Annotated in this window: 18 protein-coding genes; 15 read left to right on the top strand and 3 right to left on the bottom strand. The window is 66.1% G+C overall.

Annotated elements, in window-relative coordinates:
- The first annotated feature begins 2 nt into the window (after positions 1–2).
- Positions 3–374 carry a Rieske (2Fe-2S) protein gene (locus ACCC97_RS01405; protein WP_007830460.1) on the top strand — a complete coding sequence of 124 codons (372 nt, stop codon included), beginning with the start codon at positions 3–5 and terminating at the stop codon, positions 372–374.
- Position 375: 1 nt separating this feature from the next.
- A complete protein-coding gene (locus ACCC97_RS01400) occupies positions 376–1,392 on the top strand; it encodes a S49 family peptidase (RefSeq protein WP_007830461.1) in 1,017 nt (338 codons plus the stop codon).
- Positions 1,393–1,396: 4 nt separating this feature from the next.
- On the opposite strand, the gene ACCC97_RS01395 is transcribed toward ACCC97_RS01400, so the two are convergent.
- From ACCC97_RS01395 to ACCC97_RS01385, 3 genes are read right to left on the bottom strand one after another with little or no spacing between them, the layout of a single operon-like run.
- Positions 1,397–2,551, bottom strand: a complete 1,155-nt coding sequence (locus ACCC97_RS01395) for an MFS transporter (RefSeq protein ID WP_007830462.1) — start codon at positions 2,549–2,551, stop codon at positions 1,397–1,399.
- Positions 2,552–2,553: 2 nt separating this feature from the next.
- On the bottom strand, positions 2,554–3,324 hold the full coding sequence (locus ACCC97_RS01390; RefSeq protein WP_007830463.1) for an SAM-dependent methyltransferase: 771 nt from the start codon (positions 3,322–3,324) through the stop codon (positions 2,554–2,556).
- Positions 3,321–3,902 carry a Maf family nucleotide pyrophosphatase gene (locus tag ACCC97_RS01385; protein WP_413331413.1) on the bottom strand — a complete coding sequence of 194 codons (582 nt, stop codon included), beginning with the start codon at positions 3,900–3,902 and terminating at the stop codon, positions 3,321–3,323. The genes ACCC97_RS01390 and ACCC97_RS01385 overlap by 4 nt, the downstream gene beginning before the upstream one ends.
- A gap of 82 nt (positions 3,903–3,984) precedes the next feature.
- Here ACCC97_RS01385 and ACCC97_RS01380 point away from each other — a divergent pair, with 82 nt between their 5' ends.
- The 13 genes from ACCC97_RS01380 to ACCC97_RS01320 all read left to right on the top strand — a co-directional run bounded on the left by ACCC97_RS01380 (position 3,985) and on the right by ACCC97_RS01320 (position 15,052).
- Entirely contained in the window at positions 3,985–4,542 is a 558-nt protein-coding gene (locus ACCC97_RS01380; protein ID WP_413315008.1) for a YceD family protein, read from the top strand.
- A 164-nt stretch (positions 4,543–4,706) separates the two neighbouring features.
- Positions 4,707–4,889 (top strand): 50S ribosomal protein L32, encoded by a 183-nt coding sequence (gene rpmF / locus ACCC97_RS01375; RefSeq protein ID WP_007830466.1) that lies wholly within the window; start codon positions 4,707–4,709, stop codon positions 4,887–4,889.
- A 61-nt stretch (positions 4,890–4,950) separates the two neighbouring features.
- Positions 4,951–6,048 (top strand): phosphate acyltransferase PlsX, encoded by a 1,098-nt coding sequence (gene plsX, locus ACCC97_RS01370; protein ID WP_413331412.1) that lies wholly within the window; start codon positions 4,951–4,953, stop codon positions 6,046–6,048.
- The gene (locus ACCC97_RS01365) at positions 6,048–7,028 is read left to right on the top strand and encodes a beta-ketoacyl-ACP synthase III (RefSeq protein WP_007830468.1); all 981 of its coding nucleotides are present in this window, start codon (positions 6,048–6,050) and stop codon (positions 7,026–7,028) included. Before plsX ends, ACCC97_RS01365 begins: the two co-directional genes overlap by 1 nt.
- Before the next feature lie 53 nt (positions 7,029–7,081).
- Positions 7,082–8,035 carry an ACP S-malonyltransferase gene (gene fabD / locus ACCC97_RS01360; RefSeq protein ID WP_007830469.1) on the top strand — a complete coding sequence of 318 codons (954 nt, stop codon included), beginning with the start codon at positions 7,082–7,084 and terminating at the stop codon, positions 8,033–8,035.
- A 27-nt stretch (positions 8,036–8,062) separates the two neighbouring features.
- A complete protein-coding gene (gene fabG, locus ACCC97_RS01355) occupies positions 8,063–8,806 on the top strand; it encodes a 3-oxoacyl-ACP reductase FabG (RefSeq protein WP_056510018.1) in 744 nt (247 codons plus the stop codon).
- 98 nt (positions 8,807–8,904) lie between these two features.
- The gene (gene acpP, locus ACCC97_RS01350) at positions 8,905–9,144 is read left to right on the top strand and encodes an acyl carrier protein (RefSeq protein ID WP_007830471.1); all 240 of its coding nucleotides are present in this window, start codon (positions 8,905–8,907) and stop codon (positions 9,142–9,144) included.
- Positions 9,145–9,243: 99 nt separating this feature from the next.
- Positions 9,244–10,488: a beta-ketoacyl-ACP synthase II gene (fabF, locus tag ACCC97_RS01345; protein WP_007830472.1), complete on the top strand. Its 1,245-nt coding sequence runs from the start codon at positions 9,244–9,246 to the stop codon at positions 10,486–10,488.
- 16 nt (positions 10,489–10,504) lie between these two features.
- On the top strand, positions 10,505–10,987 hold the full coding sequence (locus tag ACCC97_RS01340; protein ID WP_007830473.1) for a hypothetical protein: 483 nt from the start codon (positions 10,505–10,507) through the stop codon (positions 10,985–10,987).
- Positions 10,988–10,997: 10 nt separating this feature from the next.
- Positions 10,998–11,672, top strand: coding sequence for an RNA polymerase sigma factor RpoE (rpoE, locus tag ACCC97_RS01335; protein WP_413314991.1), 675 nt, complete (start codon positions 10,998–11,000; stop codon positions 11,670–11,672).
- Between the two features lie 17 nt (positions 11,673–11,689).
- Positions 11,690–12,364, top strand: coding sequence for a sigma-E factor negative regulatory protein (locus ACCC97_RS01330; protein WP_007830475.1), 675 nt, complete (start codon positions 11,690–11,692; stop codon positions 12,362–12,364).
- Positions 12,365–12,393: 29 nt separating this feature from the next.
- Positions 12,394–13,476, top strand: coding sequence for a MucB/RseB C-terminal domain-containing protein (locus ACCC97_RS01325; protein ID WP_413331410.1), 1,083 nt, complete (start codon positions 12,394–12,396; stop codon positions 13,474–13,476).
- Positions 13,477–13,570: 94 nt separating this feature from the next.
- The gene (locus ACCC97_RS01320; protein WP_413331409.1) at positions 13,571–15,052 is read left to right on the top strand and encodes a DegQ family serine endoprotease; all 1,482 of its coding nucleotides are present in this window, start codon (positions 13,571–13,573) and stop codon (positions 15,050–15,052) included.
- Positions 15,053–15,105 lie beyond the last annotated feature (53 nt).

Raw genomic sequence — 15,105 nt, 5'->3', positions numbered from 1 at the left:
CCATGAGCGACGAAGAACGCATTCCGCTGTGCAATGCCTCGGACCTGGTCGAAGGTGGCCTGGCCGTGCCTTTCGACGTGGTCTACGGCGGGGAAACATGCCGCGCTTTCGCGGTGCGTTTCGAGGGGCGGCCGCATGCGTTTCTCAACCGGTGCAGCCATGTCGCGATGGAGCTCGACTTCCAGCCCGACCGCTTCTTCGACGACACCGGGCAGTGGCTGCTGTGCGCCACGCACGGCGCGGTCTACAAGCCCGACACCGGTGAATGCATGGGCGGCCCATGCCGCGGTGGCCTCGTGAAGATCGCCCTGAGCGAGCATGACGGCGTGGTGCACTGGCATACTGACTGGAACCTTCACCCCCTGACCTTCTGACATGACCGACCCGAACCGAACGGAACCCGAAGGGTTCGAGCCATTTGAGCCGGCCCCCTCCAAGAACATGGCCAAAGATCCCACGCAGCGCCCCGGATGGGAGCGCGCCACGCTCGAAAAGCTCGCCTTCGCTTCGCTGAACGAACAGAGGGCCACGCGCCGCTGGAAGACCTTCGTACGCCTGTCGTGGCTGGCTTTCTTCGTCTTCCTGGCGTGGTTCGCGCTCTCGCGCGGCACGCCGAGCGCGGCCAAGACCACGGCCCACACGGCCGTCGTCGAGATCAAGGGCGAAATCGCCAACGGCGGGGATGCGAGCGCGGAATTCGTGGTCGCTGCGATGAAGACGGCCTTCGAGGACGAGGGCGCCAAGGGCGTGGTCTTGCTGATCAACTCGCCCGGCGGCAGTCCGGTGCAGGCCGGCATCATCAACGACGAGATCAAGCGCCTGAAGGCCAAGTACAAGAAGCCGGTCTATGCCGTGGTCGAGGAAACCTGCGCTTCGGCTGCCTATTACATCGCTGCTGCCACCGACAAGATCTTCGTCGACAAGGCCAGCATCGTCGGCAGCATCGGCGTGCTGATGGACGGCTTCGGCTTCACGGGCGTGATGGAGAAGGTTGGCGTCGAGCGCCGCCTGCTGACCGCCGGCGAGAACAAGGGCTTCCTCGATCCCTTCAGCCCGATGAGCGATGCGCAGCGCGCCCATGCGCAGACGATGCTGAACCAGATCCACACGCAGTTCATCAACGTGGTCAAGGCCGGCCGCGGCGACCGCCTGAAGCTCGACACTCCGGGCCTGTTCAGCGGCCTGTTCTGGAGCGGCGAGCAGGCGGTCGAATTCGGCCTTGCCGACCAGCTGGGCAACGTCGACTTCGTGGCGCGCGAAGTCATCAAGGCCGAAGAGGTGATCGACTACACGCGGCGCGACAACGTGGCCGAGAAGCTGGCCAAGAAATTCGGCGCCGCGATGGCCGAAACCACGGTGCGCCTCATGCACACGGCTCCGGCCCTGCGCTGATTTTCTATTTGTTGTTCTCGCCGCTGGCGGTGTAGCGCGCCGACGCCGCCAGCGCCGCGGCGAAGGCCACGACCACATAGAGCGCCGCAGTCAGCGAGGTCGCCCGCGCCAGCAGCCCGATTGCCGCCGGGCCTGCCATGAATCCCAGGTACGCCAGGGCCGAGACCGATGCAATGCCTCGCGCAGGCTCGATGCCCGGCGCCTTCGCCGAAGCCGAGAACAGGATCGGCACCACGTTCGCAAAGCCGACGCCCACTCCCGCGAAGCCGATCAGCGCCAGCCACGGCAGGTCGGTGGCCAGTACCAGCGTCATCGCTAGCGCTGCCAGGAGGCCGCTGCCGAGCAGCAGGGTGGTTGGTGCGAAGCGGGCGCGCATCGCGTCGCCGCCGAAACGCGCCGCCGCCATTGCGGCCGAGAAGCTCGCATAAGCCAGCGCGGCCTGTTGTTGCGGGCTGCCGATTTCCTGCTGCATGTAGAGCACGCTCCAGTCGTAGATGGCGCCCTCGGCGATCAGTCCCAGCGCGGCCAGCACGCCCAGTACCGCGAGTGCGCCGCGGGGCAGCAGGAAGCCATGATCGGCCTCGGTGGCTCCGCTGGTGGCGGCTCTGGGCAGCATGCGTGTCGAGGCCGCGGCGACGAGCAGCGCCATTGCTGCGGCGACCAGAAGCAGGTGCGCCTGCGCGCCGAGTCCGGCTGCCAGCGCGGCGCTGCCGCTCGCGGCGCCGGCCATGCCGCCCAGGCTGAACATGCCGTGCATGCCGCTCATCAAGGGCGCGTCTCCGTGCAGTTCGAGCTGCGCCGCCTCGGTGTTGATCGACACGTCGAACACGCTGGTCACGAGGCCGAAGGCGGCCAGCAGGCCCAGCAGGGCGGCATAGCCGGGCATCGCGATCAGGCCGGCCAGCAGCAGCGCGTAGATGCAGCCGCAGATGCCGGCCACGCGGCGCGGGCCGTGGCGTCCGATCCAGCGGCCCGCGCTGGTCAGGCCGAACATCGCGCCGGCACCGGCCGCGAGCATCGCCAGGCCGAGCTGCGCCTCGTCGATGCCGTAGTGCGCCTTGACCGTCGGCACGTGCACGCCCCAGGTCGCGAAGATGAAGCCGGCGCAAAAGAACTGCGCGCGCGATGCCCAGCGCGTGGCTGCGGTAACGCCGCCCATCGTCAGCGGCCGATGGCGAACACGGCGGGCAGGCGTTCGTCTGTCGTGGCTTGCGGCTTGGCGGCGCGCCAGGACTTGATCGTCTCGCTGCGCACGTGGGCAGTGGCGAGCGTCAGGCCGCGCGCCACGGCGAGCCGGGTGTTGTGCTGCAGGGTCTGCACGAGCGCCTGCAGCAGCGCGGCGTTGCGGTAGGGCGTTTCGATGAACAGCTGCGTCTGGCCGGACTTGAGCGCGAGCGCTTCGAGCTCGCGGATGCGGGTCTGGCGTTCCACGGCGTCCTGCGGCAGGTAGCCGACAAAGGCGAAGTTCTGGCCATTGAGCCCGCTTGCTGCAAGCGCCAGCAGCAGTGAAACGGGGCCGGTCAGCGGCACCACCGTGATGCCCAGGTCGTGAGCGGCGCGCGCCACCGAGGAGCCCGGATCGGCCACCGCCGGCATGCCGGCTTCGCTCAGCAGGCCGATGTCGTGGCCTTCGAGCGCGTCGGCCAGCAGGGGGCGGGCATCGAACTGGCCTGCATGATCGCCTTTCTTGTGCACTTCGCGCGGCAGCTCCTGGATGGCTTGAGCCTGCAGTGGTGCAGCCAGCGGTGCGACTGCGTCGATGCGCTTGAGGTAGGCGCGCGCGGACTTCGCGTTCTCGCAGATCCAGTGGGTGATGCCGGCGGCCGCCTGCAGCGTGCCCAGCGGCAGGGCGTCCTGCAGCGGGGCTTGCACATCGCAGCCGAAGTCGAGCGGCGCGGGTACGAGGTAGAGCTTGCCCTTTTGTCGTGTCACAGCAGATCGACCCCCGCGGCGCGCAGCATCTGGCAGGTGCGGATCAGCGGCAGGCCGACCAGTGCGGTCGGGTCGTCGCTGTCGATGGCGCTCAGCAATGCGATGCCCAGGCCTTCACTCTTGGCGCTGCCGGCGCAGTCGTAGGGCTGCTCGGCTTGCAGATAGTGTTCGATGGCGGTGTCGGTGAGGTCGCGAAACACCACGCGCACGGGTGCGATGTCGCGCTGGGCGAAGCCGGTGGCGTGACAGACGACGGCCACGGCTGTCTGAAAGATCAGCGTCTGGCCGCGCATGCGGCGCAGCTGGGCGGTGGCGCGGGCATGGTCGCCGGGCTTGCCGAGCGCTTCGCCCGCCAGGTCGGCCACCTGGTCGGAACCGATGACCACGGCGTCGGGAAAGCGGGCGGCCACGGCGTTCGCCTTTTCCAGCGCGAGGCGAACGGCGAGGTCATGCGGTGTTTCGCCGGCAAGAGGTGTTTCATCGACTTCCGGCGAGTGCACTTCGAAGGGCAGGCGCAGGCGGGAGAGCAATTCGCGGCGGTAGCGCGAGGTCGAGGCGAGGATCACGGTGCGTTGCATGGGGACGATTGTGCGTGAGCCGCTCAAGACCCTCCGCCATGCCCCGCGCCGGGGGAGCGTCCGGCGCGCTAGACTGCCGCGGATGAAGAGAGAATTTGCCCCCGAACGGCTCAATGTGCCGGGCTTTGCCGCCGCTGCCGCCACCCTGGAAGCCACCGACCCGGTTCCTGACTACGAGCGCCTGGCCGCCGAACTGGCCGTTCCGGCGCCCGATGCGCTGGTCCGGTGGGCGGCCCATGGGGAAGAACGCCCCGGCGCGGATGGCAAGGCAACGCCCTGGCTGCATCTGGAGGCCGAAGCCGTGGTGCCACTGGTTTGCCAGCGCTGCCTGTCGCCCGTAGATTCCCTGCTGTCGGTGGATCGCTGGTTCCGCTTCGTGGCCGATGAGGCCACCGCCGAGGCGCAGGACGAGGAGTCCGAGGAAGACCTGCTCGTCGTGAGCCGGGATTTCGACCTGCGCGCCCTGATCGAGGACGAACTGCTGATGGAAATCCCCGTCATGCCCGCCCACGATGTCTGCCCGACGCCGGTACAGCTTTCGTCCAGCGACGAAGACTTCAAGGCGGCCGAAGAAGCCAAGCCGAACCCTTTTGCGGTGCTCGGTGCGTTGCGTTCGCGCAAGCCGGAAGATGGGAAATAGCTCTTTCCTGCCGGCTGGGCTATAATCATGGGCTTCGCGCGCGCCGCCGTGAGCAGCGATACAGGTAGCAACGAGAGGGGCATTCCATACATGCCGCTGAAGTTTCTGTATTGCCACCGCTTGAGCCCGCATCCAATCACTCACCTAACAGTCCAGGAGCCATCATGGCCGTCCAGCAAAACAAGAAGTCGCCTTCCAAGCGCGGCATGCACCGTTCCCACAATGCGCTGGTCGTTCCCGGCATCGCCGTGGAGCCGACCACCGGCGAAACGCACCTGCGCCACCACATCAGCCCCAACGGTTTCTACCGTGGCCGCCAGGTGCTCAAGAACAAGTCCGAAGCCTGATTCCGCATCCCAAGGCCAAGGCCCGAAGCTACTTCTGCCGTAGCGTCGGGCCTTTGTTTTGATGGCTACGCCTTCTTCTCCCGAAATCACTGCTGCGCCTTCCGCAATCACGCTCGCCGTGGATTGCATGGGGGGCGACCATGGGCCGCGCGTCACGCTCGCGGCCTGCCGCGCATTTCTCGAGCGGCACAGCGAGGCCTCGTTGCTGCTGGTCGGTGCGCCGGCCGCGCTGGCGGGATTTGCCGCGCATCCGCGTGCCCGCATCGTCGCTGCCAGCGAAGTGGTGGGCATGGACGACCCGATTGAAATCGCCCTGCGCAAGAAGAAAGACTCTTCGATGCGCGTGGCAATCCAGCAGGTAAAGGACGGCGCTGCCCAGGCAGCGGTCTCGGCCGGCAACACCGGCGCCTTGATGGCAATTGCCCGCTATCTGCTCAAGACGCTGGAAGGCATCGACCGCCCGGCCATCGCGCCACAGTTGCCGAACGCGAAGGGCGGGGCGACAACGGTGCTCGACCTGGGCGCAAATGTCGATTGCGATGCTGAGGACCTGCTTCAGTTCGCGGTGCTCGGTTCGGCGCTGGTCTCGGCGTTGACCGGTAACGAGGCGCCTTCGGTCGGCTTGCTCAATATTGGCGAAGAAGCCATCAAGGGCAGCGAAACCATCAAAAAAGCAAGCCAACTGCTGCGTACAGCTGCCAATTCCAAGGATCTGAACTTCTACGGCAACGTGGAAGGCAACGATATCTTCAAGGGCACCACCGATATCGTCGTTTGCGACGGGTTCGTCGGAAACGTGGCTTTGAAGGCCAGCGAAGGCGTGGCCTCCATGATTGGCGAGTTCATTCGAGTCGAGTTTTCGCGAAGCGTTTTCACGAAATTTGCTGCAATTGTTGCCTATCCGGTCCTAAAAGCATTTAAAACTCGCCTGGATCATCGGCGGTACAACGGCGCAGCGCTGCTGGGCCTGCGTGGCCTGGTTTTCAAGAGCCATGGCTCGGCTGACGAAGTGGCTTTCGGCCATGCGCTGGATCGCGCTTATGATGCCGCTCGCAACAACCTGCTCGATCGCGTGCGGGCCCGCATCGCCCACGCCGCGCCTTTGCTCGCGCGGCAGGACCCGGCGGCGCCGGTCGACGCGACGGCCCTTCACGTTTGATGACCCCTCCTTACTCACGCATTACCGGCACCGGCAGCTACCTGCCTCCACGCCGCGTGACCAATGACGATCTCGCCAAGGATCTGGCGACGCGCGGCATCGAAACCTCCGACCAATGGATTGTCGAACGCACCGGCATCCATGCGCGGCACTTCGCCGCGCCGGACGTCACGAGCAGCGACCTTGGTTTCGAAGCGGCCCGGCACGCCCTGGAAGCCGCCGGCCGCAAGGCCAGCGACGTCGACCTGATCATCGTCGCGACCTCGACCCCCGACATGGTGTTCCCGTCGTCGGCCGCCATCCTGCAGAACAAGCTCGGCATTGCCGGCTGCCCGGCATTCGACGTCCAGGCGGTCTGCAGCGGCTTCGTCTATGCGCTCACCGTTGCCGACGCGATGATCCGCACCGGCTCCGCGCGCTGCGCACTGGTGGTGGGCGCCGAAGTGTTCTCCCGCATCCTCGACTTCAATGACCGCACCACCTGCGTGCTGTTCGGCGACGGCGCGGGCGCGGTGGTGCTCGAAGCCAGTCAGGAGCCCGGCATCCTGGCCAGCGACCTGCATGCGGACGGAAAGCACGTCGGCATTCTTTGCGTGCCGGGCCACGTGTCCGGCGGCAACGTGCTGGGCACGCCGCTGCTGCACATGGATGGCCAGGCCGTCTTCAAGCTCGCAGTGCGCGTGCTCGAGGAAGCTGCGCGCACCACGCTGGCCAAGGCCGGCAAGACCGATGCCGATATCGACTGGCTCATCCCGCACCAGGCCAACATCCGCATCATGGAAGGTACGGCGAAGAAGCTGAAGCTTCCGCGCGAGAGATTGATCGTCACGGTGAACGAGCACGGCAACACCTCCGCTGCATCGATTCCGCTGGCGCTCGATGAGGGCGTGCGCTCCGGCAAGGTGAAAAAGGGCCAGACACTCATGCTCGAGGGTGTGGGCGGCGGCTTCACCTGGGGCGCGGTGCTGTTGAATCTGTAGTGCGTTGCAGCGCCCGGAAGAGGGTGCTGCGATGCAAGATGACGCTTGAAACAATGAAATCCTTTGCTTTTGTCTTTCCGGGTCAGGGCTCGCAGGCCGTCGGCATGCTCGACGCCTGGGGCGATCATCCGGCTGTGGCCGAAACGCTTCGCGAAGCTTCCGAAGCGCTCGGCGAAGACATCGGTGCGTTGATCAAGAATGGTCCCAAGGAAGAGCTGGCGCTCACCACCAACACCCAGCCCGTGATGCTGGTTGCCGGCGTGGCCGCGTGGCGTGCCTGGCTGGCGGAGGGAGGCGCGACGCCTTCCGCCGTGGCCGGCCATTCGCTTGGCGAGTATTCCGCGCTGGTGGCTTCGGGCGTGCTCACGCTCGCGCAGGCTGCGCCGCTGGTGCGTTTTCGCGCGCAGGCGATGCAGCAGGCGGTGCCTGTCGGTGTCGGCGCAATGGCTGCGGTGCTTGGCATGGAGTCGGGCAAGGTAGTGGCCGGGTGTGCGGAAGCCACGGCCAGTTTTGGCGCCGGCAGTGCGGAAATCGTCGAGGCGGTGAATTTCAACGACCCGATGCAGACCGTGATCGCCGGCAGCAAGGCCGCGGTCGACAAGGCCTGCGAACTGCTCAAGGCCAACGGCGCCAAGCGCGCGCTGCTGCTGCCGGTTTCGGCTCCGTTCCATTCGAGCCTCATGAAACCCGCGGCGCAAGCATTGCGCGAGAAGCTGGCTTCCATTGAACTGGCCGCGCCACAGATTCCCGTGCTGAACAATATCGACGTTGCCGTTGAAACCGATGCCAACCGCATTCGCGACGCCCTGGTGCGGCAGGCTGCCGGCCCGGTGCGCTGGGTCGAGAGCGTGCAGGCCTTGAAACTGCGCGGTATAGCCGCCATCATCGAATGCGGTCCCGGCAAGGTGCTGGCCGGCATGGTGAAGCGCATCGCCCCCGATCTGGAAGCCGCGTCGGTGTACGACCCGGCCACGCTCGCGGACACCCGACAATCGCTCGCCGGCTGAACCGGCAAGGCCCCGACACTTTTTCTTATGAGCATTCCCAAATTCGAAGGGCAAGTCGCCCTGGTCACCGGCGCAACGCGCGGCATCGGCGCGGCGATCGCGCTGGAACTTGCCCAGCGCGGCCTCAAGGTCGTGGGCACCGGCACCACCGATGACGGCGCGGCCAAGATCACCTCGGCCCTCAGTGCCTTCGACGGCCGCGGCCGTGCACTCGACGTGAATGACGGCGCCGCCGTCGAGGCCCTGATCGACGAGATCGTGCAGGCCTACGGCGCAATCCACGTGCTGGTGAACAACGCCGGCATCACGCGCGACACGCTCGCCATGCGCATGAAGGACAGCGACTGGGATGCGGTGCTCGACACCAACCTCAAGGCCGTCTTCTCGCTCTCGCGCGCGGTGATCCGGCCGATGATGAAGCAGCGCTACGGCCGCATCATCAGCATCACCAGCGTGGTTGGCGCTTCCGGCAACGCCGGCCAGGCCAACTATGCGGCCGCCAAGGCCGGCGTCGCGGGCATGACCCGTGCGCTGGCCCGCGAACTGGGCAGCCGCAACATCACCGTCAACTGCGTCGCACCCGGTTTCATCGAGACCGACATGACGGCCAGCCTTCCCGAAGCCCAGCAACAGGCGCTGCTCCAGCAGATCCCGCTGGGCCACCTGGGCAAGCCGGCCGACATCGCGCACGCGGTGGCTTACCTCGCATCGCCCCAGGCGTCCTACGTCACGGGGCAGGAGCTGCACGTCAACGGCGGCATGCACATGTAGCCGCAAGGCGCAAATTTCCCCGTACCGGGTGCACGGCAAATGCCACAATGCGCCCGGCTAAAATCCACCGATTACCTACAACCCTCAGAGGGAACCAAATGAGCGATATCGAAGCACGTGTCAAGAAAATCATCGCCGAGCAGCTCGGCGTGGAAGAGTCCCAAGTGACGAATGAAAAGGCCTTCGTGGCCGACCTCGGCGCGGACTCGCTCGACACGGTCGAACTCGTGATGGCACTCGAAGACGAATTCGGCATCGAAATTCCCGACGAAGATGCCGAGAAGATCACCACGGTGCAAAACGCCGTCGACTACGCCACCAAGAATCAAAAGGCCTGATAGGCCAGCTGACAACACTGCAACTGCGGCCGGCGGCTTTTACTTGAACCGCTCGCGCCGACAGGCAACTGTTCAGCGCTTCCAGAAAGGTTTGCCGGCATGACCAAACGCCGCGTCGTCGTGACCGGACTCGGTTGCATCGCTCCTGTCGGAAACACCGCAACCGAATCCTGGGCCAACCTGTTGGCCGGGAAGTCGGGTATTGCGAACATCACCGCGTTCGATGCAAGCGCCTTCGCCTGCAAGTTCGCCGGTGAGGTCAAAGGTTTCGACATCACCCAATACATCTCGGAGAAAGAAGCGCGTCACATGGACCGCTTCATTCATCTGGGACTCGCCGCCGCCATCCAGGCGGTGCAGGACAGCGGACTGCCGACCGGCGAAGCGCTGTCCTATGAAAAAGCCGTGCGCATCGGCTGCAACATCGGCTCCGGCATCGGCGGACTGCCGATGATCGAAGAAACGCACGGCGAATACGCGAATCGCGGCCCGCGCCGCATCTCGCCGTTCTTCGTGCCGGCGTCGATCATCAACATGATCTCGGGCCACGTCTCGATCAAGTACGGCTTCAAGGGCCCGAACATTGCTGTCGTCACGGCCTGTACCACCGGCCTGCATGCCATTGGCACGTCGGCACGCATGATCGAGTACGGCGATGCCGACGTGATGATCGCGGGCGGTGCGGAATCGACCATTTCCCCGCTCGGCATCGGCGGCTTCACCGCGCCTCGCGCATTGAGCACGCGCAACGACGATCCCGCCACGGCCTCGCGCCCGTGGGACAAGGACCGCGATGGTTTCGTGCTGGGCGAGGGCGCCGGCGTGCTGGTGCTTGAAGAGTACGAACACGCCAAGGCGCGCGGCGCCAAGATCTATGCGGAAGTCGCGGGCTTCGGCCTGACGGGCGACGCGTACCACATGACCGCGCCGGACGTCGACGGCCCGCGCCGCTCGATGGCCATGGCGCTGGCCAATGCCGGCGTCAATGCCGACCAGGTGCAGTACCTCAACGCGCACGGCACCTCGACGCAGATCGGCGACCTCAACGAGACCAACGCGGTCAAGCTGGCATTCGGCGATCACGCGAAGAAGCTCGTCGTGAATTCGACCAAGTCCATGACCGGCCACCTGCTGGGCGGCGCGGGTGGCATCGAATCGGTGTTCACGGTGATGGCGCTGCACGAGCAGAAGAGCCCGCCGACCATCAACATCTTCAACCAGGATCCGGAGTGCGATCTCGACTACTGCGCCAACGAGGCGCGCGATCTGAAGATCGATGTCGCGGTCAAGAACAACTTCGGCTTCGGCGGCACCAACGGCACGCTGGTGTTCAAGCGCGCTTGAGCAGCATTGCTCTTTCATGCACAGCGCGCCGTCGGTGACCTATCCGGTGGGGCGCTCGCGTGGCGCAACCCGGATTCTCGTTGTTCTCTGGGCCCTTGGCGCTTGCTGTGCGGGCGCGTCCTGCTATCTCTTCGATAGCGTTGGATGGCGCCAGCTGCTGCTGGTTTTCAGTGTCGTGTTCGCGGGCGTCGCTGCGGGCTTCGGCTTGCGGCGCGATGGCGCGGGCGTGCTGCATTTCGACGGCCTCCATTGGTCGCTGACGGGAGCCCCTGCCTCCCGCACCGTGCATGCCGCCCGGGCATTTGCAGCGCTCGATTTCCAGTCGCTGATGCTGGTCGGCCTCACCGAGCCGGGCCGCGCCAGGCGCTGGCTCTGGATCGAGCAGAGGGCCATGCCGGAGCGCTGGCGCGACGTGCGCCGCGCGATATATGCGCGCGCCCCGTCCGCGGCATCTGCTGGCGATCCCTGGCGCGCGACGGCGCCGGCAGACGCGCCCTGAACTCCCGTCGATGACCACTTCCGTGCCTCCCGTGCCGCCGGAATCCGGCCTGACCGATGTGCCCGCCGCGGCGCCGCGTCCGGGCGAGGTCGATTTCCAACTGGTCCAGCGTACCGTCGCGGGTGACCAGAAGGCATTCGAACTGCTGGTCATCAAATACCAGCGCCGCATCGAGCGGCTGATCGGGCGGATGGTGCGCGACGTCGACCTGATCGAGGACATCGCGCAGGAAACTTTCATTCGTGCCTACCGCGCGTTGCATCAGTTCCGCGGCGAGGCGCAGTTCTACACCTGGCTCTACCGGATCGCCGTCAACACGGCCAAGAAGGCGCTGGTGGACATGAAGCGCGATCCAACCATTTCCGAGGCTGCCCTGAGGCCTTCTTCTGAGGACGACGATGAAACTTACCGTCCCGGAAACGAACCAACCACCGACGAAACCCCCGAATCGGTCATGGCGGCGAACGAAATCGCCAGTGCCGTCGAGGCAGCCATGGAAGCACTCCCTGTCGAGCTGCGCCAGGCGGTCACGCTGCGTGAAATCGAGGGCATGAGTTACGAAGAGATTGCCGAGGTCATGGATTGCCCCATCGGTACGGTGCGTTCGCGTATTTTCCGGGCGCGCGAGGCCATTTCGGCCAGGGTCAAGCCACTGCTGGACAACCAGTCCGGCAAGCGTTGGTAAGTAAGCAGGTGAATGAAATGAATCAGACGATGACGGTTCGGGAACAGGTGTCTGCACTTGCGGATGGTCATTTGCAGGGCGAGGCGTTCGCGCAAGCGATCCAAGCAATCTGCGCCGATGGCGAGGCGCGGGCGGCATGGCAGGCCTTCCACGTCGCGGGCGACGTGCTGCGTTCGGGTTCGCATTCGCCGTGCAGCGACACCTCCACATTCTTGGCGCGCTTCCAACAGCGATTGGCGGCGGAGCCCGTGATGGTCGCCCCTGCGTCGACGCCGGTCGCCGCATCGGTGGCACAGCCTGTGCAGCGCAGGGCGGAAGCGGCCAACGAGCCGGTGTTCCGCTGGAAGCTGGTGGCCGGCGCCGCGTCGCTGATGGCCGTGGCCGCCATCAGTTGGACCCTGGTCGGCAATGGCACCGCGGTTCCTCAGGGAGGCGCGCAGCTGGCGTCGGTCCCGCAGCAACAGCAGCCGGCGGTGAATTCGGTGCTGGCGGCAGCAGCGATCAACAGCCCGCAGCCCGCCGGCAGCGTGCTGACCCCGACGCGCGTGCTCGTGGGCAATGGCAATCCTCAAGTCATGTTGCGCGATCCGCGGCTCGACCAACTGCTCGAGGCGCACCAGCAGGCCGGCGGCGCATCGCAAATGCCTTCGGGTTTCCTGCGCAATGCCACTTTCGAGGGACCGACGCGCTGAGCGCGCGCAACTCCTACCCGCCGCCCGCAATGACCGTTCAGATGCCGATCTCCGCACGCGCCTGCGTGCTTGTGTTTGCCGCTTTCTGCCTTGCGCAGGCTGCCACCGCGCAGACCCGCTCGGGCGCTGCAAATGCGAAGAGTGCGGCCACCGCACAGACGGACGAGCCGCCGGCCATGGGCGTGACCGAGTGGCTGCAGCGCATGCACGCGGGGGCTCGGCAGCGCAACTATGTGGGCACCTTCGTGGTGTCGGCGCCGGGCGGCGATCTGTCGAGCGCGCGCATCTGGCATGTGCGCGACGGCGAGCACCAGATCGAACGCATCGAAGCCTTGTCGGGGCCGCAGCGCTCGACCTTCCGGCGCAACCGCAATGTCATGACCTTCCTGCCGGAAGCAAAAGTTGTGAAGGTCGAGAAGCGCGAGAACCTCGATCTCTTCCCGAACCTGCCGGACCAGCCCGATTCATCGATCGGCGATTTCTACGACGTGCGCGCGATCGGCAAGGACCGCGTGGCCGGTTTCGACGCCGACGTGGTGCAGTTGGTGCCGCACGACGGGCTGCGCTTCGGCTATCGCATCTGGAGCGAGCGCCGCTCGGGACTGGTGGTGAAGCTGCAGACCGTCGACAGCGAATCCCGCGTGGTGGAGCAATCGGCCTTCTCCGAACTGCAGCTCGACGCGCCGGTGAAGGCGCAGGCGCTCTCGCAGATGATGTCCAACACCTCGGGCTACCGCGTCGAGAAGCTGGAGCTCGAGCGCAGCAACGCGCAGGACGAAGGCTGGATGCTGCGAACACCCGTGGCCGGATTCAAGCCCCGAAGCTTCTTCCGCCGTCCGACAGCAGGCAGCGAAGGCGGCGGCGGCAAGCCGAAGCAGGACGCGGCCACGGTCCAGTGGACCTTCTCCGATGGCCTGGCCTCGGTGTCGCTCTTCATCGAGCGCTACGACGCGGCGCGCGCGCCCCGCGACGGCGTGCTGACCATCGGCGCGACCAATGCCATCCGCCGGCGTCTGCCCGAACCGGCCGGCGACTGGTGGCTGACCGCGGTCGGCGAGGTGCCGCAGCAGACGCTCAATGCATTCGCCCAAAGCCTCGCGCGTACGCGCTGACGGGCCGCACAAGCGCCAATTGCGCTGAACCAAGCGGACGATGCAGACTCACAGCACTTGTTTTCAGCCGCTCTGTTCTTTTGAAAGAAAACCGATGATCTTCAAAGTCGAGGGACACAAGTTTCGTTCCGGCCTGCTGGCTCTTGCGCTCGCAGTGACAGCTGGCGCCACATTCCTGCCGGTCGAGCCGGCCCATGCGCAGACGCGCACACTGCCCGATTTCACCGACCTGGTCGATCAGGTGGGCCCCTCCGTGGTCAACATCCGCACCGTCGAGAAGGTCGCACAGCGCGGCAGCAACGGCGAGATGGACGAGGAAATGCAGGAGTTCTTCCGCCGCTTCTTCGGCCAGCCGCTGCCCGGCACACCGCGCTCGACCCCGCGGCCGAACCGGCCGCAGCAGCCGCAGGAAGAGGAGCGTCCGCGCGGCGTCGGCTCCGGTTTCATCCTCACGGCCGACGGCTACGTGATGACCAATGCGCACGTGGTCGAGGACGCCTCCGAAGTGCTGGTCACGCTGACCGACAAGCGCGAGTTCAAGGCCAAGATCATCGGCGCCGACAAGCGCACCGACGTCGCGGTCGTCAAGATCGAGGCCGCGGGCCTGCCCGCGGTGAAGATCGGCGACATCTCCAAGCTGCGTGTCGGCGAATGGGTGATGGCCATCGGCTCGCCCTTCGGCCTCGAGAACACCGTCACCGCCGGCATCGTGAGCGCCAAGCAGCGCGACACCGGCGAATACCTGCCGTTCATCCAGACCGACGTGGCCATCAACCCCGGCAACTCGGGTGGCCCGCTGATCAACATGCGCGGCGAAGTGGTCGGCATCAACAGCCAGATCTACTCGCGCTCGGGCGGTTTCATGGGCATCTCGTTCTCGATCCCGATCGACGAGGCGATCCGCGTGAGCGAGCAGCTGCGCACGTCGGGGCGCGTTTCGCGCGGCCGCATCGGCGTGCAGATCGACCAGGTGACCAAGGACGTGGCCGAAGCCATCGGCCTGGGCAAGGCGCAGGGTGCACTGGTGCGCGGCGTCGAAGCCGGTTCGCCGGGCGAGAAGGCCGGCGTGGAGCCGGGCGACGTCATCACCAAGTTCGACGGCAAGGCCATCGAGAAGCCGAGCGACCTGCCGCGCCTGGTGGGCAACACCAAGCCGGGCACCAAGAGCACGCTCACGGTGTTTCGCCGCGGTGCTTCGCGCGAGCTCAACGTGACCATTGCCGAGATCGAGCCCGACAAGCCCGGCAAGCGCGCGAGCGACCGCGACGAGCCGGCGCCGAAGCCGTCGGCATCCGCTGCCCTCAAGTCGCTCGGCCTGGCCGTGAGCGATCTCACCGATGCGCAGAAGAAAGAACTCAAGCTGAAGGGCGGCGTGAAGGTCGATGCCGCCAACGACGCCGCGGCTCGTGCGGGCCTGCGCGAAGGCGACGTCATCCTGGCGGTGGCGAATGTCGAGGTTTCGAGTGTGCGCGAATTCGAGTCGGCCGTCGGCAAGGCCGACAAGAGCAAGCCGCTCAGTGTGCTGTTCCGTCGCGGCGACTGGGCGCAGTACGCTCTGATTCGTCCCGCACGCTGATCCGGCGTTGGCGTCAAGTGGCCCCACCCGGCAGTCGGGTTTGGGGCCATTTT

The organism is Variovorax sp. Varisp85, from assembly GCF_047304045.1.
Lineage (GTDB): Bacteria > Pseudomonadota > Gammaproteobacteria > Burkholderiales > Burkholderiaceae_C > Variovorax.
The sequence above is the reverse complement of the archived record's forward strand: the minus strand, read 5'-3'. Positions and strand labels throughout refer to the sequence as shown.

Excerpts from the sequence above, each read along its gene's own strand:
- fabD (WP_007830469.1), top strand. The coding sequence starts at position 7,082 with ATGAAATCCTTTGCTTTTGTCTTTCCGGGTCAGGGCTCGCAGGCCGTC.
- ACCC97_RS01340 (WP_007830473.1), top strand. The coding sequence starts at position 10,505 with ATGCACAGCGCGCCGTCGGTGACCTATCCGGTGGGGCGCTCGCGTGGC.
- ACCC97_RS01395 (WP_007830462.1), bottom strand. The coding sequence starts at position 2,551 with ATGGGCGGCGTTACCGCAGCCACGCGCTGGGCATCGCGCGCGCAGTTC.
- acpP (WP_007830471.1), top strand. The coding sequence starts at position 8,905 with ATGAGCGATATCGAAGCACGTGTCAAGAAAATCATCGCCGAGCAGCTC.
- rpmF (WP_007830466.1), top strand. The coding sequence starts at position 4,707 with ATGGCCGTCCAGCAAAACAAGAAGTCGCCTTCCAAGCGCGGCATGCAC.
- ACCC97_RS01365 (WP_007830468.1), top strand. The coding sequence starts at position 6,048 with ATGACCCCTCCTTACTCACGCATTACCGGCACCGGCAGCTACCTGCCT.
- ACCC97_RS01380 (WP_413315008.1), top strand. The coding sequence starts at position 3,985 with ATGAAGAGAGAATTTGCCCCCGAACGGCTCAATGTGCCGGGCTTTGCC.
- fabF (WP_007830472.1), top strand. The coding sequence starts at position 9,244 with ATGACCAAACGCCGCGTCGTCGTGACCGGACTCGGTTGCATCGCTCCT.
- ACCC97_RS01320 (WP_413331409.1), top strand. The coding sequence starts at position 13,571 with ATGATCTTCAAAGTCGAGGGACACAAGTTTCGTTCCGGCCTGCTGGCT.
- ACCC97_RS01385 (WP_413331413.1), bottom strand. The coding sequence starts at position 3,902 with ATGCAACGCACCGTGATCCTCGCCTCGACCTCGCGCTACCGCCGCGAA.
- ACCC97_RS01405 (WP_007830460.1), top strand. The coding sequence starts at position 3 with ATGAGCGACGAAGAACGCATTCCGCTGTGCAATGCCTCGGACCTGGTC.
- ACCC97_RS01400 (WP_007830461.1), top strand. The coding sequence starts at position 376 with ATGACCGACCCGAACCGAACGGAACCCGAAGGGTTCGAGCCATTTGAG.
- rpoE (WP_413314991.1), top strand. The coding sequence starts at position 10,998 with ATGACCACTTCCGTGCCTCCCGTGCCGCCGGAATCCGGCCTGACCGAT.
- plsX (WP_413331412.1), top strand. The coding sequence starts at position 4,951 with ATGGCTACGCCTTCTTCTCCCGAAATCACTGCTGCGCCTTCCGCAATC.
- fabG (WP_056510018.1), top strand. The coding sequence starts at position 8,063 with ATGAGCATTCCCAAATTCGAAGGGCAAGTCGCCCTGGTCACCGGCGCA.
- ACCC97_RS01325 (WP_413331410.1), top strand. The coding sequence starts at position 12,394 with ATGACCGTTCAGATGCCGATCTCCGCACGCGCCTGCGTGCTTGTGTTT.
- ACCC97_RS01330 (WP_007830475.1), top strand. The coding sequence starts at position 11,690 with ATGAATCAGACGATGACGGTTCGGGAACAGGTGTCTGCACTTGCGGAT.